Origin of the sequence: Pseudomonas sp. SIMBA_041, assembly GCF_046535095.1 — a bacterium.
GTDB classification, from domain to species: Bacteria; Pseudomonadota; Gammaproteobacteria; order Pseudomonadales; family Pseudomonadaceae; genus Aquipseudomonas; species Aquipseudomonas mucoides.
Map to the genome: position 1 here is coordinate 161,806 of NZ_JAWRXJ010000005.1, position 16,335 is coordinate 178,140.

Here is a 16,335-nt window from a genome sequence, read left to right on the forward strand (position 1 = left end):
TTCTGGTTGCTTACAGGTTTTTGTACAGCCATTTCGGCATGTAGTACTTGCGACGGTTGAACACGCTGCCGACCATTTTTGCGCCGGCCTGGGTCAGGCGCTGGACCGCGGCTTGTGCCACTTCCCAGCGGGTGTCTTCCGCGCGCACGACCATGATCACGCCGTCCACCTGCGTGCTGATGACCAGGGTGTCGGCGGCGGAATACACCGCGTCGGCGTCGATCACCACAAAGCGATACTGGCTGCCGAGCTGATCGAGCAACGGGCTCATGCTTTCGGCAGTCAGGTGTTCATTGCCGCGGGCATAACGGCCGTTGGGCAAAATGTCGAAGGGCAGGCTGGCGACGTTCACCACACAGTCCTGCAGCATCGGCGGGCTCTGGTTGTTGAACATCAAGTCGCGAAAGCCGCGTTCCTTGGTCAACCCCAGTTGCTGCGTGAGGTTGTTCGAGGACTGGCTGGCGTCGACCAGCAGCACCTGGCCGCTGCTCATCTGGGCCAGTTGACTGGCCAGTGCCAGCGCGCTGGTGGTGGTGCCCGCGCCGGGGTTGGCGGCGGTCAGCAGTAGGATCCGCAGATCTTGATCCAGCACGGTCGAAGTCAGGTTGGACTCGCTCGGGTTGGCGATACTCAGGCTTTTGGTTGATGAACCGTCCATTTAACTCGCTCCGTGGCCGCTGAATACTTTGAAGGGGGTTTTCAACAGGATCTTCAGATCAAGCAAGAGGCTCTGCTCGGCGATATAGCTGAGATCCAACTCAACGCGCTGGTCGAAGTCGATATTGCTGCGCCCGGAGATCTGCCACAGGCCGGTCATGCCGGGGTAGATGCTCAGGCGTGCGAGGTGGTTATCCTTGTAGCGGTAGGCGTTGAACGAAGTAGGCCGTGGGCCCACCAGGCGCATGTCGCCGGTCACTACATTGATCAGGTTTGGCAGCTCATCCAAGCTACTGCGCCGCAGGAATCCACCGATGCCGGTGATGCGCGGGTCCTTGTCGATCTTGAAGTCGATGGCGTCGGCGCCATGCTTGTTCAAGTGTCGCAGGGACTCTTTGAGCTCCTCGGCGTTGGCCACCATGGTGCGGAATTTGTACATGCCGAAGGCGCGACCGCGGTAGCCGGTGCGTTTCTGCACGAACATCACCGGCCCCGGGCTGCTGAACTTGATCGCCAGCGCCAGGCCCAGCAGTACCGGCGAAATCAACACCAAGATCATCAACGCACCGAGGCAGGCGACCACCCGGTTGGTGCGTGACAACGTCCAGGGTCGACCGCCGTCACGGCCAGTCATCCAGCCACGCCCCTGCATGTGAATAGCCGCATCCATGCGAATCCGGTGCTCGGGATCGAGGCGTTTGTCCCTGCGCATTTGTTTGAGGGGCACACCTTTTTCATGTCCAGTCATAGAGTCCTCCGCTGAAGTTCAGCCGCAAGCGGCGCGTGGGCGATAGGCAGTTGGTAGTAATCGCGGAACCAGGCGATGAAACGCCCGAGTCCTTCATCCAGCTCGATACAAGGCTGAAATCCGGTAGCCCGCGCCAGGTCACTGGCGTCGGCGCAGGTATTGAGGACGTCGCCCGGCTGCAAGGGCAGCAACTCGACGATGGCCTGTTGACCAAGGTGTTTTTCCAGCAGTGCCAGGTAGTCCTTGAGTTCCACCGGGTGCTGGCCGCCAATGTTGTAAATGCGCCACGGCGCCATGCTGCTGGCCGGGTCCGGTTGCTCGCGGTCCCATTCAGCGTTGGCCTGCGGTGGGCGATCGATCAGACGGGCGATGCTTTCGATGATGTCGTCGATGTAAGTGAAGTCGCGCTGATGCTGGCCGTAGTTGAACAGCTTCAGCGGCTGGCCCTCGGCGATGGCGCGGGCGAACTGGATCGGCGACATGTCGGGCCGGCCCCAGGGACCGTATACCGTGAAAAACCGCAGCCCGGTGCAGGCAATGCCAAACAGGTGGCTGTAGCTGTGGGCCATCAGTTCATTGGCTTTCTTGGTCGCGGCATACAGCGAGAGCGGGTGATTGACGCCGTCCTGCACGGAGTACGGCGTGTGCTGGTTGGCGCCGTACACCGAACTGGACGAGGCGTAGATGAGGTGTTGAACCGGGTGCCGGCGGCAGCTTTCGAGAATGTTGAGGAAACCGCTCAAGTTGCTGTCGAGGTAGGCCCGAGGATTCTCCAGTGAGTAACGCACCCCGGCCTGGGCGGCGAGGTGGATCACCACCTCGGGTTTTTCACGGGCGAACAGGGCTTCGATGGCCGACGTATCGGCCAGGTCCACCGTTGCGAGCTGGAAAGGGCCGACCTGCTCCTGCACCCAATCGACGCGATCGCGCTTGAGTTGCGGGTCGTAGTAATCGTTGAAGTTATCGAGGCCGAACACCTGGTGCCCGTCGCGCAACAACCGCAACATGCAATGGGCACCAATAAAACCGGCCGCTCCGGTGACGAGGATCTTCATGGGCGCGGCGCCTCGGGTGCAATGTGTCGCAAACCGATACCGCTGTAGTGCAAGCCGGCGGCAGCGACGTGCTCCGGGTTGTACAGGTTGCGACCGTCGACGATCACCCGCGAACGCAATTTGCTCGCCAGCAGGTCGAAGTCGACCACGCGGAAGTTCTTCCACTCGGTGCAGATCACCAGCGCATCCGCATCTTCCAGGGTGTCGTCGCGGGTGGCGCATAAATGCAGGTCTTTGCGATAACCGTAGAGACGCCGGCATTCGGACATGGCTTCCGGATCATAGGCCTGTACCGTCGCGCCTTCGGCCCACAGGGCTTCCATCAGGTAACGGCTGGGCGCTTCGCGCATGTCATCGGTGTTGGGTTTGAACGCCAGGCCCCAGATCGCGATGGATTTGCCGGCCAGTCCATTCGGGAATTGTGCCTTGAGCTTGCCGAAGAGAATGTGGCGCTGGGTGTCGTTGACGTCGGTGACACTGCGCAACAGGCGCAGCGGCATGCCATTTTGTTCGGCGGTGTGCAGCAGGGCGCGCAGGTCTTTGGGGAAGCACGAGCCACCGAAGCCGCAGCCTGGGTAGATAAAGTGGTAACCGATGCGCGGGTCGGAACCGATGCCCCGGCGCACCGCTTCGATGTCAGCCCCCAGCAGTTCGGTGAGGTTGGCCAGTTCATTCATGAAACTGATGCGCGTGGCGAGCATGGCGTTGGCGGCGTACTTGGTCAGCTCGGCGCTGCGGTTGTCCATGAACATGAGCTTTTCATGGTTGCGGCAGAACGGCGCGTAGAGTTCGCTCATCTGGCTGCGGGCTTCATCGTCGAGCGTGCCGACGATGATCCGGTCCGGGCGCATGCAATCGGCCAGGGCACTGCCTTCCTTGAGAAACTCCGGGTTGGACACCACCCGCACATTCAGCGCGCTCTTGCCACGGCGCTTGAGTTCTTCGTTGGCGGCGGCAGCCACCTGGTCCGCGGTACCGACCGGTACGGTGGACTTGATGATGAAGGTGCGATCGGCCTCCATATGGTTGGCGATCTGGCGGGCGACACTCAGCACATGGCTGAGGTCAGCGGAACCGTCTTCATCGGCGGGCGTGCCCACGGCGATGAAAATCAGCTCGGCGTGTTCGACCGCATCGCTGGCCTGGGTGGTAAACAGCAGCCGACCGGCCTTGATGTTCTCTTCCAGCGTGCTGGAAAGCCCAGGTTCGCTGATCGGTGGCACTGCTTGTTGCAGTTGTTTTATTTTATTTGGATCAATGTCGACACACAGGACGCGATGTCCGACATCGGCCAGTGCCGCTGCTTGTATCAGGCCAACATAGCCCGTACCAAATACGCTCACGTCCATATTGGCGTGCCTCGTAAGACGGTTGAGATAACGAAAATAAGACTGTCAAAAGGGGTATAGCCCAGCGTTGGGAAAGCGTGTCAGCAAAATGACATTCTCTTGTGGTAGCCAAACCCCCATTTTGGGGGCCAAATGCCATCAAGTGCTTGTCGGTGCTGGATTTGTCGCGGTTTTGAGGGGTTTTTAAGGACCTGAAGAAAACGATGGACGGTCTAGTGCCTTGAAAGTCCGGGGAATTTTCCCCACAAGTGTGTCAGATTTGAGTCAACGTTTTTTTGACGCTTTGTGTAAAAGTCCGACAATTCTTGCGCTTTGATGGCCCGGTGCTAGTGTCAAAAAATGGCCGACAATCTATTGGCCAAAAGCCCTTCATGAGTACCTAAAGAGAATGATTCGATATCTCAAAGAAGTACTGTTAGTTCTCTATTTACTTAAGAACTACGACTATTACCTCGAACGTTTAAGTGCGATGGGCATCGGTTTTCCGGTGCTTCTTTTCGGCGGCATGTTTATCGCGCTGACGGTGGCGCTGTTTATGACGGCGTACATCCGGCAGACGCTGGTCCGCCATCTGTTCGCCCTGGTGATGTTCGTGTCGGCGGTGTTTTTCGATGTCTATACGCGGGTCACGGCTGATTACCTGACCTACAGCAGCTTCGTGTCGCTGGTGTATTCGGGCGGCTTCATCCAGGAAGCGATCTACCAGTACCGTGATGCAATCATCAGTGGCCTGCTCGGCGGCATGCTGCTGTTGTTCGGCATCGGCCTCAAACCGCGTCGGCGCATGCCACTGCCCGGTGCGTTGCTGGTGGCGGCGCCGGTGCTTGGGGTGCTGCTGCTGAGTGCGGTGTTGTTCGTGCGGGCCGGCGAGGGCGCCCGGGGCTTGCCGATCATGTACACGCCGCTGGCCTACCTGAACCTGTTTACCTATGAAGCCCTGCACAACACTGTCGGCCCGCGTGAGCCGGTGAGCCTGGCGCGTAACGACGTACCGGTGGGCCACGACATCGTGTTGATCATCGACGAGAGCATTTCCGGCAACTACCTGGACATCAACGCGCCGTTCGGTGTGCACAGCAACCTCAAGGAACCGCGCCCGGGTGTCGATATTTTCAACTACGGGTATGCCGCCTCGATTGCCAATTGCAGCGCCGACACCAACGTCACGTTGCGCTACGGCGGTACCCGTGCCGACTACATGCGCATCAACACGACGATGCCGTCGATCTGGCAGTACGCCAGGAAGGCCGGTCTGCGCACCGTTTACATCGATGCTCAGCGCACCGGCGGCAACCTGCAGAACCTGATGAACGATGCCGAGAAAAAGGACATCGACGAGTTCGTGCAATTCGACCAGACCAGCGTGCGTGATCGCGACATGGCGGCGGCGGCCAAACTGGTTGACCTGCTCAATGACGGCAAGCCGGAATTGGTGGTGATCAACAAGGTCGGCGCGCATTTTCCGGTTCACGATAAATACCCGGACGGGTTCATGGCGTACCGTCCGACCTTGCCGCGCGGGCAGTTTGTCGAAGTGGCCGATACCGGAAAGCGTGACGGGTTTAACGGTCAGCCGGATGACTGGGTGTTGTACCGCAATGCCTACAAGAACACCTTGCTGTGGAACGTCGGGGAGTTTTTCTCACGGGTGTTCGCCCAGGCTGATTTGAGCAATGCGCTGTTGATCTACACCTCGGACCACGGGCAAGACCTTCATGAACGGGGCAATCCCGGGCTCAATACCCATTGCGGCGGTGACCCGGTGGAAGAAGAGGGATTGGTGCCGCTGGTGGTGATTCAGGGCAGCGGGTTGAAGACTTTGGACTGGTCCGCGCAATTGGCCGCGAACAAAGATCGCTCCAGCCACTACAACATCTTCCCGACGTTGTTGCAGTTGATGGGGTATGACCTGGCGGGGGTTGAGGCGCTTTACGGAAAACCGTTGAGTGTGTCGACGGCTGATGAGTTTACGTTCAATTATCGGTTCAATGCGCGGCTGGGGGCGAAGCCGGAGTGGAAGCATATTGATTTGGAGAGCATTGTGACGCCGTCTCAGACGCCGACGAGTGTGGCGGTGGGGCAGTAAATTTTGTTGTTGTCTGGGCGGGCCTTTTCGCGAGCAGGCTCGCTCCCAGATTGGATTTGCGGTGTACACACCCCCCCCTGTGGGAGTGAGCCTGCTCGCGATGGCGTCGCCCATTCACCCGTGATCTGAAGGCTGAGCCCACCGCGTCCGATACACTATCCTTGCCTCACGCTTCTTCACGGAATTGCCCATGCTTCAGGTCCAAGGCGTCTTCAAAAGCTACGCCACCCCGCAAGGCCTGCTACCGGTGCTGCAAGGCGTCGACCTGATCCTAAAACCCGGCAGTAGCCTGGCGTTGATGGGCGAGTCAGGCAGCGGCAAAAGCACGTTGCTGCACCTGATTGCCGGGCTGGACAAGGTCGACCGGGGCAGCATCCGCAGCGGTGAGCATCGGCTGGAGCAGATGAGCGAAGGGCAACTGGCCCACTGGCGGCGTACCGAAATCGGCCTGGTGTTCCAGCAATTCAACCTGATCGGCAGCCTGCGGGTCGAGGACAACCTGGCGTTTCAGGCGCGGCTGGCAGGGCGGCATGACCCGCGCTGGCAGGCGCATCTGGTGCAACGCCTGGGGCTGAGCGATGTGCTGCGACGCTATCCCGAGCAACTGTCCGGCGGCCAACAGCAGCGCGTCGCACTGGGCCGCGCATTGGCTTCGCAGCCGAAATTGCTGCTGGCCGACGAACCCACCGGCAGCCTCGACGAAGCCACCAGCGACGAAGTGTTGAAGCTGCTCCTGGAATTGCTCGACGACACGTCCACCACGTTATTGATGGTCACGCACAGCCCACGGGTGGCTGCGCGGCTGGCGGAAAAAGTGGTGTTGCACGGTGGCCGCCTGGTTGGCGCGGACGAGCGCTGAGGTGCGGGTTTTTCGCGAGACGTTACGGGCACTGCTGAGCCATTGGCGGCAGCACCCAGTGCAATTTTTCAGCGTGCTGACGGGGTTGTGGCTCGCCACCAGTTTGCTCACGGGCGTGCAGGCGTTGAACAGTCAGGCGCGGGAAAGCTACGCACGGGCCAGTCAATTGATCGGCGGCGAACCACAAGCCTGCCTCAGCGCGCCCGGTGGCGGGACGTTTTCTCAGGCGTTGTTTGTCGACTTGCGCCGTGCCGGGTGGCCGGTGTCGCCGGTGCTGCAAGGACGGGTGACGCTCAAGGGCCATGAAGAGCAGCGCTTGCAGTTGATGGGTATTGAACCGGTGTCGCTGCCGGCCGGCTCATCCGTGGCGGGGCAGGCGTTGCCGATTGAGCAGGTTGTTGAGTTTTTCAGTGCGCCGGGCAGCACCTGGATCTCGCCGCAGACCCTGCAAACCCTGGGCTTGCAGGAAGGTGAGCGTCCGCTGAGTTCGAGCGGTGAGCCTCTGCCACCGCTGCACGCAAAAACCGACATGGCCCCCGGTGTGTTGCTGGTGGACATCGGCTTCGCCCAGCAGATTCTCGGTCTGCCGGATCAACTGTCGCGCTTGCTGTTGCCGAAGGATTTCAGCGCTGCGTTACCCGACGCGTTCAAGGATCAACTCCAGCTCAAGACAAGCGGTGAGGAGAACAATCTCGCGCGCCTGACCGAGAGCTTTCACCTGAACCTCGATGCCTTGGGCTTTCTGTCGTTCGTGGTCGGCCTGTTCATCGTCCATGCAGCCATTGGCCTGGCACTGGAACAACGCCGAGGCCTGCTCAGGACCCTGCGCGCCTGTGGCGTCAGCGCGCGCATGCTCATCACCTGTCTGGCGGTTGAACTTGGCGGTTTGGCGCTGGTGGGTGGCCTCGCCGGTGTGGTCAGCGGCTACCTGTTGGCCAGCGTGCTGTTGCCGGATGTCGCCGCCAGCCTGCGCGGCTTGTATGGCGCTGAAGTGGCGGGGCAGTTGAGCCTCAGCTCGTGGTGGTGGCTCAGCGGTATCGGCCTGAGTCTGCTCGGTGCATTGCTGGCCGGTGCCAACAGCCTGCTGCGGGCGGCGCGTTTGCCGTTGCTGGCATTGGCCGATCCACAAGCCTGGCATCAGGCCCACGCACGCTGGTTGCGGCGCCAGGGTTGGGTGGCGGCGACGGCGGCGGTGATTGCGCTTAGCACTTTGATCTGGGGCGACAGCCTGGCCAGCGGATTTGTGCTGATGGCGGCGCTGTTGCTCGGTGCCGCACTGGCGCTGCCGGTGTTGCTCAATGCCGTGCTCCACCTGGTTTTGCAGCGCAGCCATTCGGTGCTCGGCCAATGGTTTATCGCCGATTGCCGTCAGCAACTGCCGGCCCTGAGCCTGGCCTTGATGGCGTTGCTGTTGGCGTTGGCGGCCAACATCGGCGCCGGCAGCATGACCGCCGGTTTCCGCGAGACATTCAGCAACTGGCTCGAACAACGCCTGACCGCCGAGCTCTACGTCAATCCGCAAACCCCGGCGCAGTCCCGCGAGCTGAACACCTGGCTCAAACAGCAACCGCAACTCTCGGCGGTGCTGCCCAGCTGGCAGGTGTCGATCCAGTTGCAGGGCTGGCCGGCGGATATTTTTGGCGTGATCGATCACCCGACCTATCGCCAGCATTGGCCGCTGCTGGAGTCCTTGGGTGACAACCCGTGGGATCGACTGGCGAAGGACGACGCGCTGATGCTCAGCGAGCAATTGGCCCGACGCCTGAAGGTACGTCTCGGTGATCACCTGACGATTCCCACCCCAGGCGGCCCGTGGTCGCCGCGCATCGTCGGGATCTACGCCGATTACGGCAACCCCAAGGGCCACTTGCTGGTTAACGTCAACCATCTGCTGCACGGCTGGCCACAGCAGGCGCCCAACCGATTTAATCTGCGCATCGAGCCGGCATTGATCCCGGCGTTTGTCAGCGCGTTGCAGGCGCGTTTCGCGCTCGACGACAACCGCATCGTCGATCAGGCGCGGCTCAAGGGCTGGTCGACGCAAGTGTTCGAACGCACTTTCGCCGCCACGGCCGCGCTCAACAGCCTGACCCTGTGTGTGGCGGGCGTGGCGTTGTTCATCAGCCTGCTGACCCAAAGCCAAAGCCGCCTCGGGCAGTTGGCGCCGCTGTGGGCGCTGGGCGTGACGCGTCGGCAATTGATGCTGCTCAACCTCGGGCAAACCTGGCTGCTGGCAGTGTTGACGTTGGTGCTGGCGTTGCCGCTGGGGATCGCGCTGGCGTGGTGCCTGGATGCGGTGATTAACGTCCAGGCGTTCGGCTGGCGCCTGCCATTGCGGGTATTTCCGATGCAACTGTTGCAGTTGATGGGGCTGGCGCTGTTCGCGACGTTACTGGCCTCGGCGTGGCCATTGTATTCGCTGTATCGCACGCAACCGGCGGACCTGCTGAGGACGTTTGCTCATGAGGATTAAGCTCGGCTTGCTGCTGGTCATTCTGTTGAGTGGCTGCGACAACTCCACACCTGTCGAGAAAGGCTTCGCCGGTCTTGGGGGCGAGGCGGCAACGTTTACTCCGGTGGTGCCCGGTCGTGTGTTCAGCTTCCCGGCGGATCACGGGCCCCATGACGGTTATCGCATCGAGTGGTGGTACGTCACCGCCAACCTCAAGGACGCGCAGGGCCGTGAATTCGGCGTGCAATGGACGCTCTTTCGCAGCGCCTTGAAAGCAGCGCCCGAAGTGGCTGGCTGGGCTAACCAGACGATCTGGCTGGGGCACGCGGCCGTGACCTCGGCGACGGTGCATCACGCGGCCGAACGCTACGCCCGTGGCGGCGTCGGTCAGGCGGGCGTGAGCGTGGCGCCGTTCAATGCGTGGATCGATGACTGGCGTTTCAGCAGTCAGGGGTCTGATCCTTTAGCGGATCTTCAACTCAGTGCGCGGGACAAGGCTTTCGGTTACCAGCTTCGGCTGACATCCACGCGGCCGCTGGTGCTGCAGGGCGATAAAGGTTTCAGCCAGAAGTCCGAACAGGGCCAGGCGTCGTATTACTACAGCCAGCCGTTTTTTCAGGCCAGTGGCTCGCTGGACATCGACGGTAAAACCTACCAAGTCAGCGGCCCGGCCTGGCTCGACCGCGAATGGAGCAGCCAGCCACTGACTGCCAACCAGACCGGTTGGGACTGGTTTTCCCTGCACCTCGACAGCGGCGAGCAGGTGATGCTCTACCGCATGCGCAACAAGAACGGCGCGCCTTACCTCACCGGCACCTGGATCGACGCCGAGGGGCAGACTCAGCAACTGCACGCCGACGACATCCGCCTCACACCGCAAGACACCGCCAAAGTTGCTGGCCGTACGATGCCCGTGCGCTGGTCGATCAAAATCCCCGGCAAGCACCTCGATATCACCCTCAACGCCCTCAACCCCAACGCATGGATGGATTTGCGTATTCCTTACTGGGAGGGGCCGGTGCAACTGAGCGGCAGCCATGCCGGGCAGGGCTATCTGGAAATGACCGGTTATTGAGGCGGAACTCTCGGCTGATCGACGTCCTCCTACGTTAACAAGCCCGTTCACTGGAGCCCACCATGAGCGACGACCTCAAACCGCCAGACCTTGCCTCATGGCAGCGCCTGTTCGACGACAAAGCCTACTGGCAACAATCCCCCGACGCCCATTACGCCGAACTGCTGCGGGTGGCCGACGACTTGCTGGGGCAGGGCGCCATCGACCTCCAGCAGTGGCAAGACTTGAAGGCCAGGGCCGAGCAATCGCACAAAGACTCGCCGGCCGTGAACGTCGCCCAGGAAGTCGATGATCCTGAAGCCTGAGGCGGCCCCAACGAACGAGAAAGTGATGCCTTACAAGACACTTGGCTGACTTGGCGCAAGGAAAGTGGAAAAAGCACCGACCACAACGAGCCCACTGGGCAAGAAACTGCAAAAACTCTTTGAAGAGCGTCTATGCTCATTTGCACACATCGCGCTGACGCCTGTGCCAGAGCGGTCTGCTGCCCTTTATTACCAAGGAATGTATCGCCTATGAAACTCCATGCACTGACCAAAGCCATCACCCTCGCTACCTTGCTGTCCGCTGTCAGCCTCGGCGCCATGGCTGCCGATATCCCGCTGGCTGGCGTCGTGTTAGAGGATCAGACCACCGCCACCGTCGTCTCGGTCGACGCCGCAAACCATCAAGTCGTGCTCAAAGGGCCTGAAGGTAAAGAAGTTTCTGTACAACTGACCGACAAGGCGAAAAACCTTGGCAACTTGAAAGCCGGCGATCAAGTCGATATCAAAGTCGTTCACGCCGAAGCGGCCTACCTCGATACCGACGTCTCGAAGGCCCTGCCAGGTTCCGCCGAACGCACGGGCGACGTTCGCGCAGCGCCAGGTTCCGCCAAACCGGCTGGTGAAGCTTACCGCCAGGTTGAAGTTCAGCTGAAAATCACCCACATCGACCTGAAGAAAAACCAGGTGACCTTCGAAGGTCCGAAGGGTAAATCCAAAACGGTTGACATCGTAAGACCGGAAGTTCAAGCCAAACTCAAAGACCTGAAAGTCGGTCAAACCGTTGTCGTCACCTACACAGACATCCTGCAAGTGCATACTCACGCCCCTAAAAGCTGAGTATTGACTCTATAAAATGATTGTTCTTGTATAAGTTTTTTGTACAAGAACAATCAGTTTTAATGTTCTAGGTGGTGAGTTTTGGTGGCGGTTTAAATAGTATTGCAACCGACATTTTGTTAAACATTGTGTTTGAAGATTTCATGTTCGCTAAGCGGACATATTCGAAAACTTCTATTAAAATGCCCCCGTTCGCCCAGTGTCACGGCTCTTTACCAGTGCATGGAATGCCGAGGCCATCGCACTGGGCGGACACCTTCCTTTGAAGTGTTGGCAATGAATATATATAAAACGGGCGATCGTATGATCGCCCGTTTTTTTATGCGGTGTGTTTTTGTAAGCGTCGGCCAATAACGTCCAGCAAATCGCAGCCGTCGCGCAGTGGAATTGCAATTACCCGGGCTAAGTCCTGAAGTAGCGCGTTGTCGGCTTTGAGCGAATCACCCAAGGATAGAGTTTCCACCAGTTGGGTGACACTGCGGATTCGGTAGGCGGCTGTGTCGTGCAACACATCGAGAGGCGCTTCCGTATCAATCAGCAGGGAAGGGATCAGGCAGTCGATGCCGGTGATGGGCATGTATCGAGCCATGGGTGACCTCCTTCTCTCAAGATTGGGTGCTTTGTGGGGCTTCGGAGGCGTCGCCAGGAGGGTCGAGATTGTCCAGCGCACGGTTCACCAACAATTCACCCACTACCGCCAGCTGCTGGATTGATAGCGCGAGGCTGCGGTGTGAGCCTTCGAGTTTGCAGGCCAGGTCGGTGGTGAGGACGTGGCTGATGGGGTCGGGGGTGTTCGGATCTCGGAGGTGGGCGCTGATGGTGCGTTGGGTGGCTTGGCTGAGATCGATTGGGTCGACGGAATCGGGTGGACATTTTTTCATGGTGAAGCTCCTGTAGGGACGGAGCCGCAAAGCGGCATTTGCATGCCTTGATCGTGTTCGGTCTGTCAAAACCGGTCGCTGAGGTTGCAGCGGCTGGGGGAGGTTATCTGGGGGAGTGGGGGAATGAAAAGGGACGGAATGAAAAGCAGTGAAACAGTGAAAAGGGGACGGATTTATTTTCTTGCATGAAAAGCGTAAAAATAAATCTGTCCCCTTTGTTGTCTTTTGAAATCCATTTTATGCTTTTGATTATCATGTGTTGCCACTTGGATGTTGTATTTTTTACTCCTGAATAGCACCGGAGTCTTTATCGTTCAGGTATACCGAGGGGCCGCAAAGTAAAGGGGATTTTGTTGTGAGCTCGATCATTGAGTTTTTGTTTGATGCTTGGATTGTGAATGTGTTTTCTTTTTTTGTAATTGTTATATTTAATTTTTCTGTTGTAGGTATATTTTTGATCAGGGCGTTTTTGATATCGCCACAGTTTAATCCGATTCGACATGTGTTGAAGTGGGTCTTTTTCCATTTTGTAGGAGGTGCGTCAGGGAGTTCTTCTATATCAAATTCCATTATTATCATTGGTCTGCTGTTATCAATATTTAAAGCAAAAAGCTCAATGGTTCCGATCGCTATGGGTGTCGTGAAAATCTGGTTAAAAAAAGTGCTGCCGTCAATATCATTCCAGAATTCCATAATTACTCCTTGAAGTAGAAGTGATCTTTTGCACCTGGGATTTTACCCCTTCTGGTGTTTTCAATCGGTCGTAGATTAAAGTGAGCAACCTGGTCGCCTTTATTCCCAGGCTCAAGGCGAAAAGGGGACGGATTAATTTTCTCTCACGAAACTAAATCCATCATCTTAGTGTTTTTTCTGATTTATTTTTTAAATGTTGGTTGGGTGCAAGGAGCTTGATTGAGCGAGAATGTCTACAAATACAGGTAGAGACTGATTTGTTTTATTCAATGAGATTAGTATGATGGCGTCGCCTAGCTTCAGTGCGCCACAACCATCTTCTTCATTAGATATTAATTCGGCCGTTATGTGTAGACCTCCGGAGTTGAAGTGAATTGATGGCGCACAATCACTTGATAGGGGGATGTTTTCACTCCAAATGAAATCATCATCGATGTCAATTTCTACATCATATGTTTGGTTTTCTTGTATTTCTACACTAGAAAAGAGCGATCTGCCAACTCCGTAAGTTGTGGAAAACTCTACGACTGTTCCGAATGTCGTGGGCTCAATGATGTGGAGTATCGTCACCTTCATCTATTTAGTCCCCAGTGGAACGCGAACAGCAGTGTTGTCGAAATTCATAATATTATCTAGTAAGTCGAGTGTCCATATTTCTTTATGGTAGTAATGCGAAAAGGGGACGGATTTATTTTCTTTCGTGAAAATAAATCCGTCCCCTTTTTTTTATTTTTACACGTTTTTTACAACTCCAGAAAACAGAGTGGAGTCACTTTCTACAAAGGCTTTCTATTTTGATTGCTAAAAAAACTATTGTAATCTGATAAAACTTTTTCCCAGTTTTTGAATAGCTGATCCTCAGATCCTTCGATGCCTTCTGATGCCGGCATGTATCTAATTAGAGGTGAAAGTTCCTCTGGGTAATCGAAGTCTGAATATATCTGCTCCACTATATTTAATGGGTCGCTGTAGCTATCTTTATTATCAAACAAAAATGAAAGCAGTAAAAAAATCCATGGTTTTGCTTTGTCTGTTTCAATAGCTGGTTCGTTGGTAGCAAGTCCGCGGAGTAAATCGAGTGTCAAGTAGCTTTCTTGCGGTAATAAAGACGCAAGGCTAATGGCCTCTTGTGAAGATTTTTCAGTTAAACCCTCGCAAGCGAATTCAGATACACCCTTTTCGTTTATGAAGCTGTGTTCCAGTCCATAAAGAAGCTCACTCCAGTTTAGCCAGGGTGCGTGTGCATATACGTAGGAGCCGTCAAGTAATAAGTCTTTCATACGTTGCCTACTTTGGCATTCTCGATGGTATTTGGTTTGGTGTGCCAGTAATTCTGCCCTCTGGTATGAATCTCTGGTGTGTTAATTGCAATTTCGAGTTCACAATCCATTCGAAGACTCCGCGTTTATCGCTCATTGTCCCTTCGAGTTGAGTAAGCGTATTGCTTGTGCCATCCCCTCCCTTGAGCGGGAATACTCTTCCTCTGTCAGGAATCTGATCAACGACATAGCTAGGAGCTCTATGCATTGGATCTTCTTTTAAAGCGCTGCCTATCGGTTCCGCGGCTTTTATTTCTTGTGCAGCATACCCAGCACGCTGTCTCTCAAAAAGTGCCACGTTGTGGGCCGAGTTTTCCCGTGCCTCAGGGGAGTTAGGAGCACCTTCATTTACTGTCGCTCTGGTCGCTGGGCTTTTCACCTCGCTTGATGAGTTGGAGGCAGCATCTGGGCATCCACTCAACCCCAACGGATCCACCCACCCCGTAGGGTTAGGCACATACTGGTAGTTGTTCAACCCACCCGCAAGCTTGATCGGATCCGACGTCAGATACCGCCCGGTCCCCGGATTGTAGTAGCGATGCCGGTTGTAGTGTAAGCCTGTCTCCGCGTCGAAGTACTGCCCCTGAAACCGCAGCGGGTTGTCGATTTCGGCAACATCGATTGCGACGAGGTTGCCATAAGCGCGGTACTTGGCCGACCACATGATCTCGCCACTGTAGTCCGTGAGTTCTTGCGGCGTACCCAGATGATCGAGCTGATAGTAAAACGGCGTCGCCTTCAGTGGACCTTCGCCATCCAGCATTGCTAGCGGACGGAAGCTGCCCGGTTCATAGATGTAAGTGCGATAGCGGTTGTCTGCGCTTTCGGCGATCAGGCGTTCGCCTTGCCACAGGAATTCAGTGGTGCTGCCGTCGACGGTTTTCTCAATACGCCGGCCGAAGGCGTCGTACTTATAGGAAGCAACGCTGCCCCCCGGCAGACTGGCACCAATCAAACGGTGCTGGCAGTCATAACGGTATTCGGTGACGAGTTTCTGCCCGATGCCGCGACGTTCGCGGGTCAGGTTGCCGTAGGCGTCGTAGTCGTAGTGGCGGTCGCCCTGTATCAGCAGGCGGTTGCCTTTGACGTTGGCCAGGTTTGCGCTGGGTTGGTCGCCTTGGCCCAGCAAGTTGCCCGCAGGGTCGTGGGCGAAGCTTTCCGGGGTGCTGCCACGGACGTTGATCAGGCGGTCGAGCGGGTCGTAGTGGTAGCTGCGATTGCCTTTGCGGCTGTCGTCGATGCCGGCGAGGTTGCCGTTGGCGTCATAGGCGTAGCGGCGGTGGAGCAGGTTTCTATCTTTTTGGCTGACGCTGTGTGCTTGCAGACGACCTTGTTCGTCGTACTGGTACTCACTGAGTAGCAGGCCCTGTTGGCGTTTTTGTTCGGGCGAAAAGGGGACGGATTTATTTTCTTTCCTAAAAATAAATCCGTCCCCTTTTTTTTAAGCCAATTTTGGCGGTCAGTGCCAGGGTAAATGCTTCTTCCGACGCGAACCGGGAAGTTTCCAGTAACTCTAAGAACCACTCTGCATTTAACGCAGAGAAAAGTTTCAACCATTCAGCATTATTGGCCTTGTGAGCTGGGACAGCAGATCCACCCAGTCCATGTCCCTTGCCTTCAAAAAAAAGAAAATAGTCATCGGCGTAACAATACCCGATCAACTTTGGCCACTCAGAACTATGGGGGAGCTCCGGTACAAGATCCTTTTCGGCAATTACGTAATAATTTCGGACCTTGGACTCCTGAGGTAGGCGGGAGCCGGAAAGCCAGATAAGGCATTGGGTCGCCCTGTCAATGTCGTCCATCAAGGCAGATTCTTTTTTATCCAGCTCAATAAATGCCCCACCTGATTCCTTAAGATAGAACATCATCCAACCCTCACGTCCTTCGTTGACGATCAAGTAGCTTTGTCCATAACCTTCGACAGTGAGTGACCAGCAGCCGAAAAATACTCGCTGGTCCGAGAATTCGCTAATGGTGAAGCCGGCACGCTGAATTGCATTTTTCAGTTCGGAATAAGGCATCGGTAGGCTCCCGTCATGAAATAAATCCGTCTAT

The 16,335-nt window shown here is 56.7% G+C and carries 17 protein-coding genes and 1 pseudogene; 6 read left to right on the top strand and 12 right to left on the bottom strand.

The genetic code is table 11. The annotated features are described in order from the left end of the window. Positions 1–10: 10 nt before the first annotated feature. Genes SB725_RS13375 through SB725_RS13390 form a run of 4 tightly spaced genes read right to left on the bottom strand, consistent with a single transcriptional unit; the run spans position 11 to position 3,809 of the window. Positions 11–658, bottom strand: a complete 648-nt coding sequence (locus SB725_RS13375) for a CpsD/CapB family tyrosine-protein kinase (protein WP_027921356.1) — start codon at positions 656–658, stop codon at positions 11–13. Further along, on the bottom strand, positions 659–1,405 hold the full coding sequence (locus SB725_RS13380) for a sugar transferase (protein WP_027921355.1): 747 nt from the start codon (positions 1,403–1,405) through the stop codon (positions 659–661). Continuing rightward, positions 1,402–2,460 (bottom strand): NAD-dependent epimerase, encoded by a 1,059-nt coding sequence (locus SB725_RS13385; RefSeq protein WP_410921913.1) that lies wholly within the window; start codon positions 2,458–2,460, stop codon positions 1,402–1,404. Before SB725_RS13385 ends, SB725_RS13380 begins: the two co-directional genes overlap by 4 nt. Further along, complete coding sequence (locus tag SB725_RS13390; protein WP_027921353.1) at positions 2,457–3,809, bottom strand: UDP-glucose dehydrogenase family protein; 1,353 nt, start codon at positions 3,807–3,809, stop codon at positions 2,457–2,459. Before SB725_RS13390 ends, SB725_RS13385 begins: the two co-directional genes overlap by 4 nt. Before the next feature lie 388 nt (positions 3,810–4,197). On the opposite strand from SB725_RS13390, the gene SB725_RS13395 reads away from it, so the two are divergent. From SB725_RS13395 to SB725_RS13420, 6 genes are all read left to right on the top strand, one after another. Next, positions 4,198–5,895 (top strand): sulfatase-like hydrolase/transferase, encoded by a 1,698-nt coding sequence (locus tag SB725_RS13395; protein ID WP_027921352.1) that lies wholly within the window; start codon positions 4,198–4,200, stop codon positions 5,893–5,895. Between the two features lie 190 nt (positions 5,896–6,085). After that, positions 6,086–6,754 carry an ABC transporter ATP-binding protein gene (locus SB725_RS13400; RefSeq protein WP_059181110.1) on the top strand — a complete coding sequence of 223 codons (669 nt, stop codon included), beginning with the start codon at positions 6,086–6,088 and terminating at the stop codon, positions 6,752–6,754. A 1-nt stretch (position 6,755) separates the two neighbouring features. Beyond that, complete coding sequence (locus SB725_RS13405; RefSeq protein ID WP_410921915.1) at positions 6,756–9,227, top strand: FtsX-like permease family protein; 2,472 nt, start codon at positions 6,756–6,758, stop codon at positions 9,225–9,227. Next, positions 9,217–10,281, top strand: coding sequence for a lipocalin-like domain-containing protein (locus tag SB725_RS13410; protein ID WP_027921349.1), 1,065 nt, complete (start codon positions 9,217–9,219; stop codon positions 10,279–10,281). Before SB725_RS13405 ends, SB725_RS13410 begins: the two co-directional genes overlap by 11 nt. 62 nt (positions 10,282–10,343) lie before the next feature. After that, positions 10,344–10,586 carry a hypothetical protein gene (locus tag SB725_RS13415; protein ID WP_027921348.1) on the top strand — a complete coding sequence of 81 codons (243 nt, stop codon included), beginning with the start codon at positions 10,344–10,346 and terminating at the stop codon, positions 10,584–10,586. 210 nt (positions 10,587–10,796) lie between these two features. After that, positions 10,797–11,384 (top strand): hypothetical protein, encoded by a 588-nt coding sequence (locus SB725_RS13420; protein WP_027921347.1) that lies wholly within the window; start codon positions 10,797–10,799, stop codon positions 11,382–11,384. Between the two features lie 319 nt (positions 11,385–11,703). Here the strand turns inward: SB725_RS13420 and SB725_RS13425 are convergent, their stop codons facing one another. The 8 genes and pseudogenes from SB725_RS13425 to SB725_RS13460 all read right to left on the bottom strand — a co-directional run bounded on the left by SB725_RS13425 (position 11,704) and on the right by SB725_RS13460 (position 16,301). Further along, on the bottom strand, positions 11,704–11,973 hold the full coding sequence (locus SB725_RS13425; RefSeq protein WP_027921346.1) for a hypothetical protein: 270 nt from the start codon (positions 11,971–11,973) through the stop codon (positions 11,704–11,706). Positions 11,974–11,989: 16 nt separating this feature from the next. Next, positions 11,990–12,265 (bottom strand): DUF6124 family protein, encoded by a 276-nt coding sequence (locus tag SB725_RS13430; protein ID WP_410921917.1) that lies wholly within the window; start codon positions 12,263–12,265, stop codon positions 11,990–11,992. 282 nt (positions 12,266–12,547) lie between these two features. Then, on the bottom strand, positions 12,548–12,958 hold the full coding sequence (locus tag SB725_RS13435; RefSeq protein WP_410921918.1) for an Imm50 family immunity protein: 411 nt from the start codon (positions 12,956–12,958) through the stop codon (positions 12,548–12,550). A 2-nt stretch (positions 12,959–12,960) separates the two neighbouring features. Continuing rightward, a complete protein-coding gene (locus SB725_RS13440; RefSeq protein WP_410922093.1) occupies positions 12,961–13,095 on the bottom strand; it encodes an HNH/endonuclease VII fold putative polymorphic toxin in 135 nt (44 codons plus the stop codon). A 52-nt stretch (positions 13,096–13,147) separates the two neighbouring features. Then, complete coding sequence (locus SB725_RS13445; protein WP_410921919.1) at positions 13,148–13,534, bottom strand: hypothetical protein; 387 nt, start codon at positions 13,532–13,534, stop codon at positions 13,148–13,150. A gap of 200 nt (positions 13,535–13,734) precedes the next feature. Then, positions 13,735–14,238 carry a DUF2247 family protein gene (locus SB725_RS13450; RefSeq protein ID WP_410921920.1) on the bottom strand — a complete coding sequence of 168 codons (504 nt, stop codon included), beginning with the start codon at positions 14,236–14,238 and terminating at the stop codon, positions 13,735–13,737. A 447-nt stretch (positions 14,239–14,685) separates the two neighbouring features. Continuing rightward, positions 14,686–15,661: pseudogene (locus SB725_RS13455) on the bottom strand (RHS repeat-associated core domain-containing protein); the annotation flags it as partial. A gap of 31 nt (positions 15,662–15,692) precedes the next feature. Beyond that, on the bottom strand, positions 15,693–16,301 hold the full coding sequence (locus tag SB725_RS13460) for a hypothetical protein (RefSeq protein ID WP_082694288.1): 609 nt from the start codon (positions 16,299–16,301) through the stop codon (positions 15,693–15,695). Between the last annotated feature and the right edge of the window lie 34 nt (positions 16,302–16,335).

Excerpts from the sequence above, each read along its gene's own strand:
- SB725_RS13385 (WP_410921913.1), bottom strand. The coding sequence starts at position 2,460 with ATGAAGATCCTCGTCACCGGAGCGGCCGGTTTTATTGGTGCCCATTGC.
- SB725_RS13395 (WP_027921352.1), top strand. The coding sequence starts at position 4,198 with ATGATTCGATATCTCAAAGAAGTACTGTTAGTTCTCTATTTACTTAAG.
- SB725_RS13390 (WP_027921353.1), bottom strand. The coding sequence starts at position 3,809 with ATGGACGTGAGCGTATTTGGTACGGGCTATGTTGGCCTGATACAAGCA.
- SB725_RS13435 (WP_410921918.1), bottom strand. The coding sequence starts at position 12,958 with ATGGAATTCTGGAATGATATTGACGGCAGCACTTTTTTTAACCAGATT.
- SB725_RS13460 (WP_082694288.1), bottom strand. The coding sequence starts at position 16,301 with ATGCCTTATTCCGAACTGAAAAATGCAATTCAGCGTGCCGGCTTCACC.
- SB725_RS13380 (WP_027921355.1), bottom strand. The coding sequence starts at position 1,405 with ATGACTGGACATGAAAAAGGTGTGCCCCTCAAACAAATGCGCAGGGAC.
- SB725_RS13430 (WP_410921917.1), bottom strand. The coding sequence starts at position 12,265 with ATGAAAAAATGTCCACCCGATTCCGTCGACCCAATCGATCTCAGCCAA.
- SB725_RS13450 (WP_410921920.1), bottom strand. The coding sequence starts at position 14,238 with ATGAAAGACTTATTACTTGACGGCTCCTACGTATATGCACACGCACCC.
- SB725_RS13400 (WP_059181110.1), top strand. The coding sequence starts at position 6,086 with ATGCTTCAGGTCCAAGGCGTCTTCAAAAGCTACGCCACCCCGCAAGGC.
- SB725_RS13415 (WP_027921348.1), top strand. The coding sequence starts at position 10,344 with ATGAGCGACGACCTCAAACCGCCAGACCTTGCCTCATGGCAGCGCCTG.
- SB725_RS13425 (WP_027921346.1), bottom strand. The coding sequence starts at position 11,973 with ATGGCTCGATACATGCCCATCACCGGCATCGACTGCCTGATCCCTTCC.
- SB725_RS13410 (WP_027921349.1), top strand. The coding sequence starts at position 9,217 with ATGAGGATTAAGCTCGGCTTGCTGCTGGTCATTCTGTTGAGTGGCTGC.
- SB725_RS13420 (WP_027921347.1), top strand. The coding sequence starts at position 10,797 with ATGAAACTCCATGCACTGACCAAAGCCATCACCCTCGCTACCTTGCTG.
- SB725_RS13445 (WP_410921919.1), bottom strand. The coding sequence starts at position 13,534 with ATGAAGGTGACGATACTCCACATCATTGAGCCCACGACATTCGGAACA.
- SB725_RS13375 (WP_027921356.1), bottom strand. The coding sequence starts at position 658 with ATGGACGGTTCATCAACCAAAAGCCTGAGTATCGCCAACCCGAGCGAG.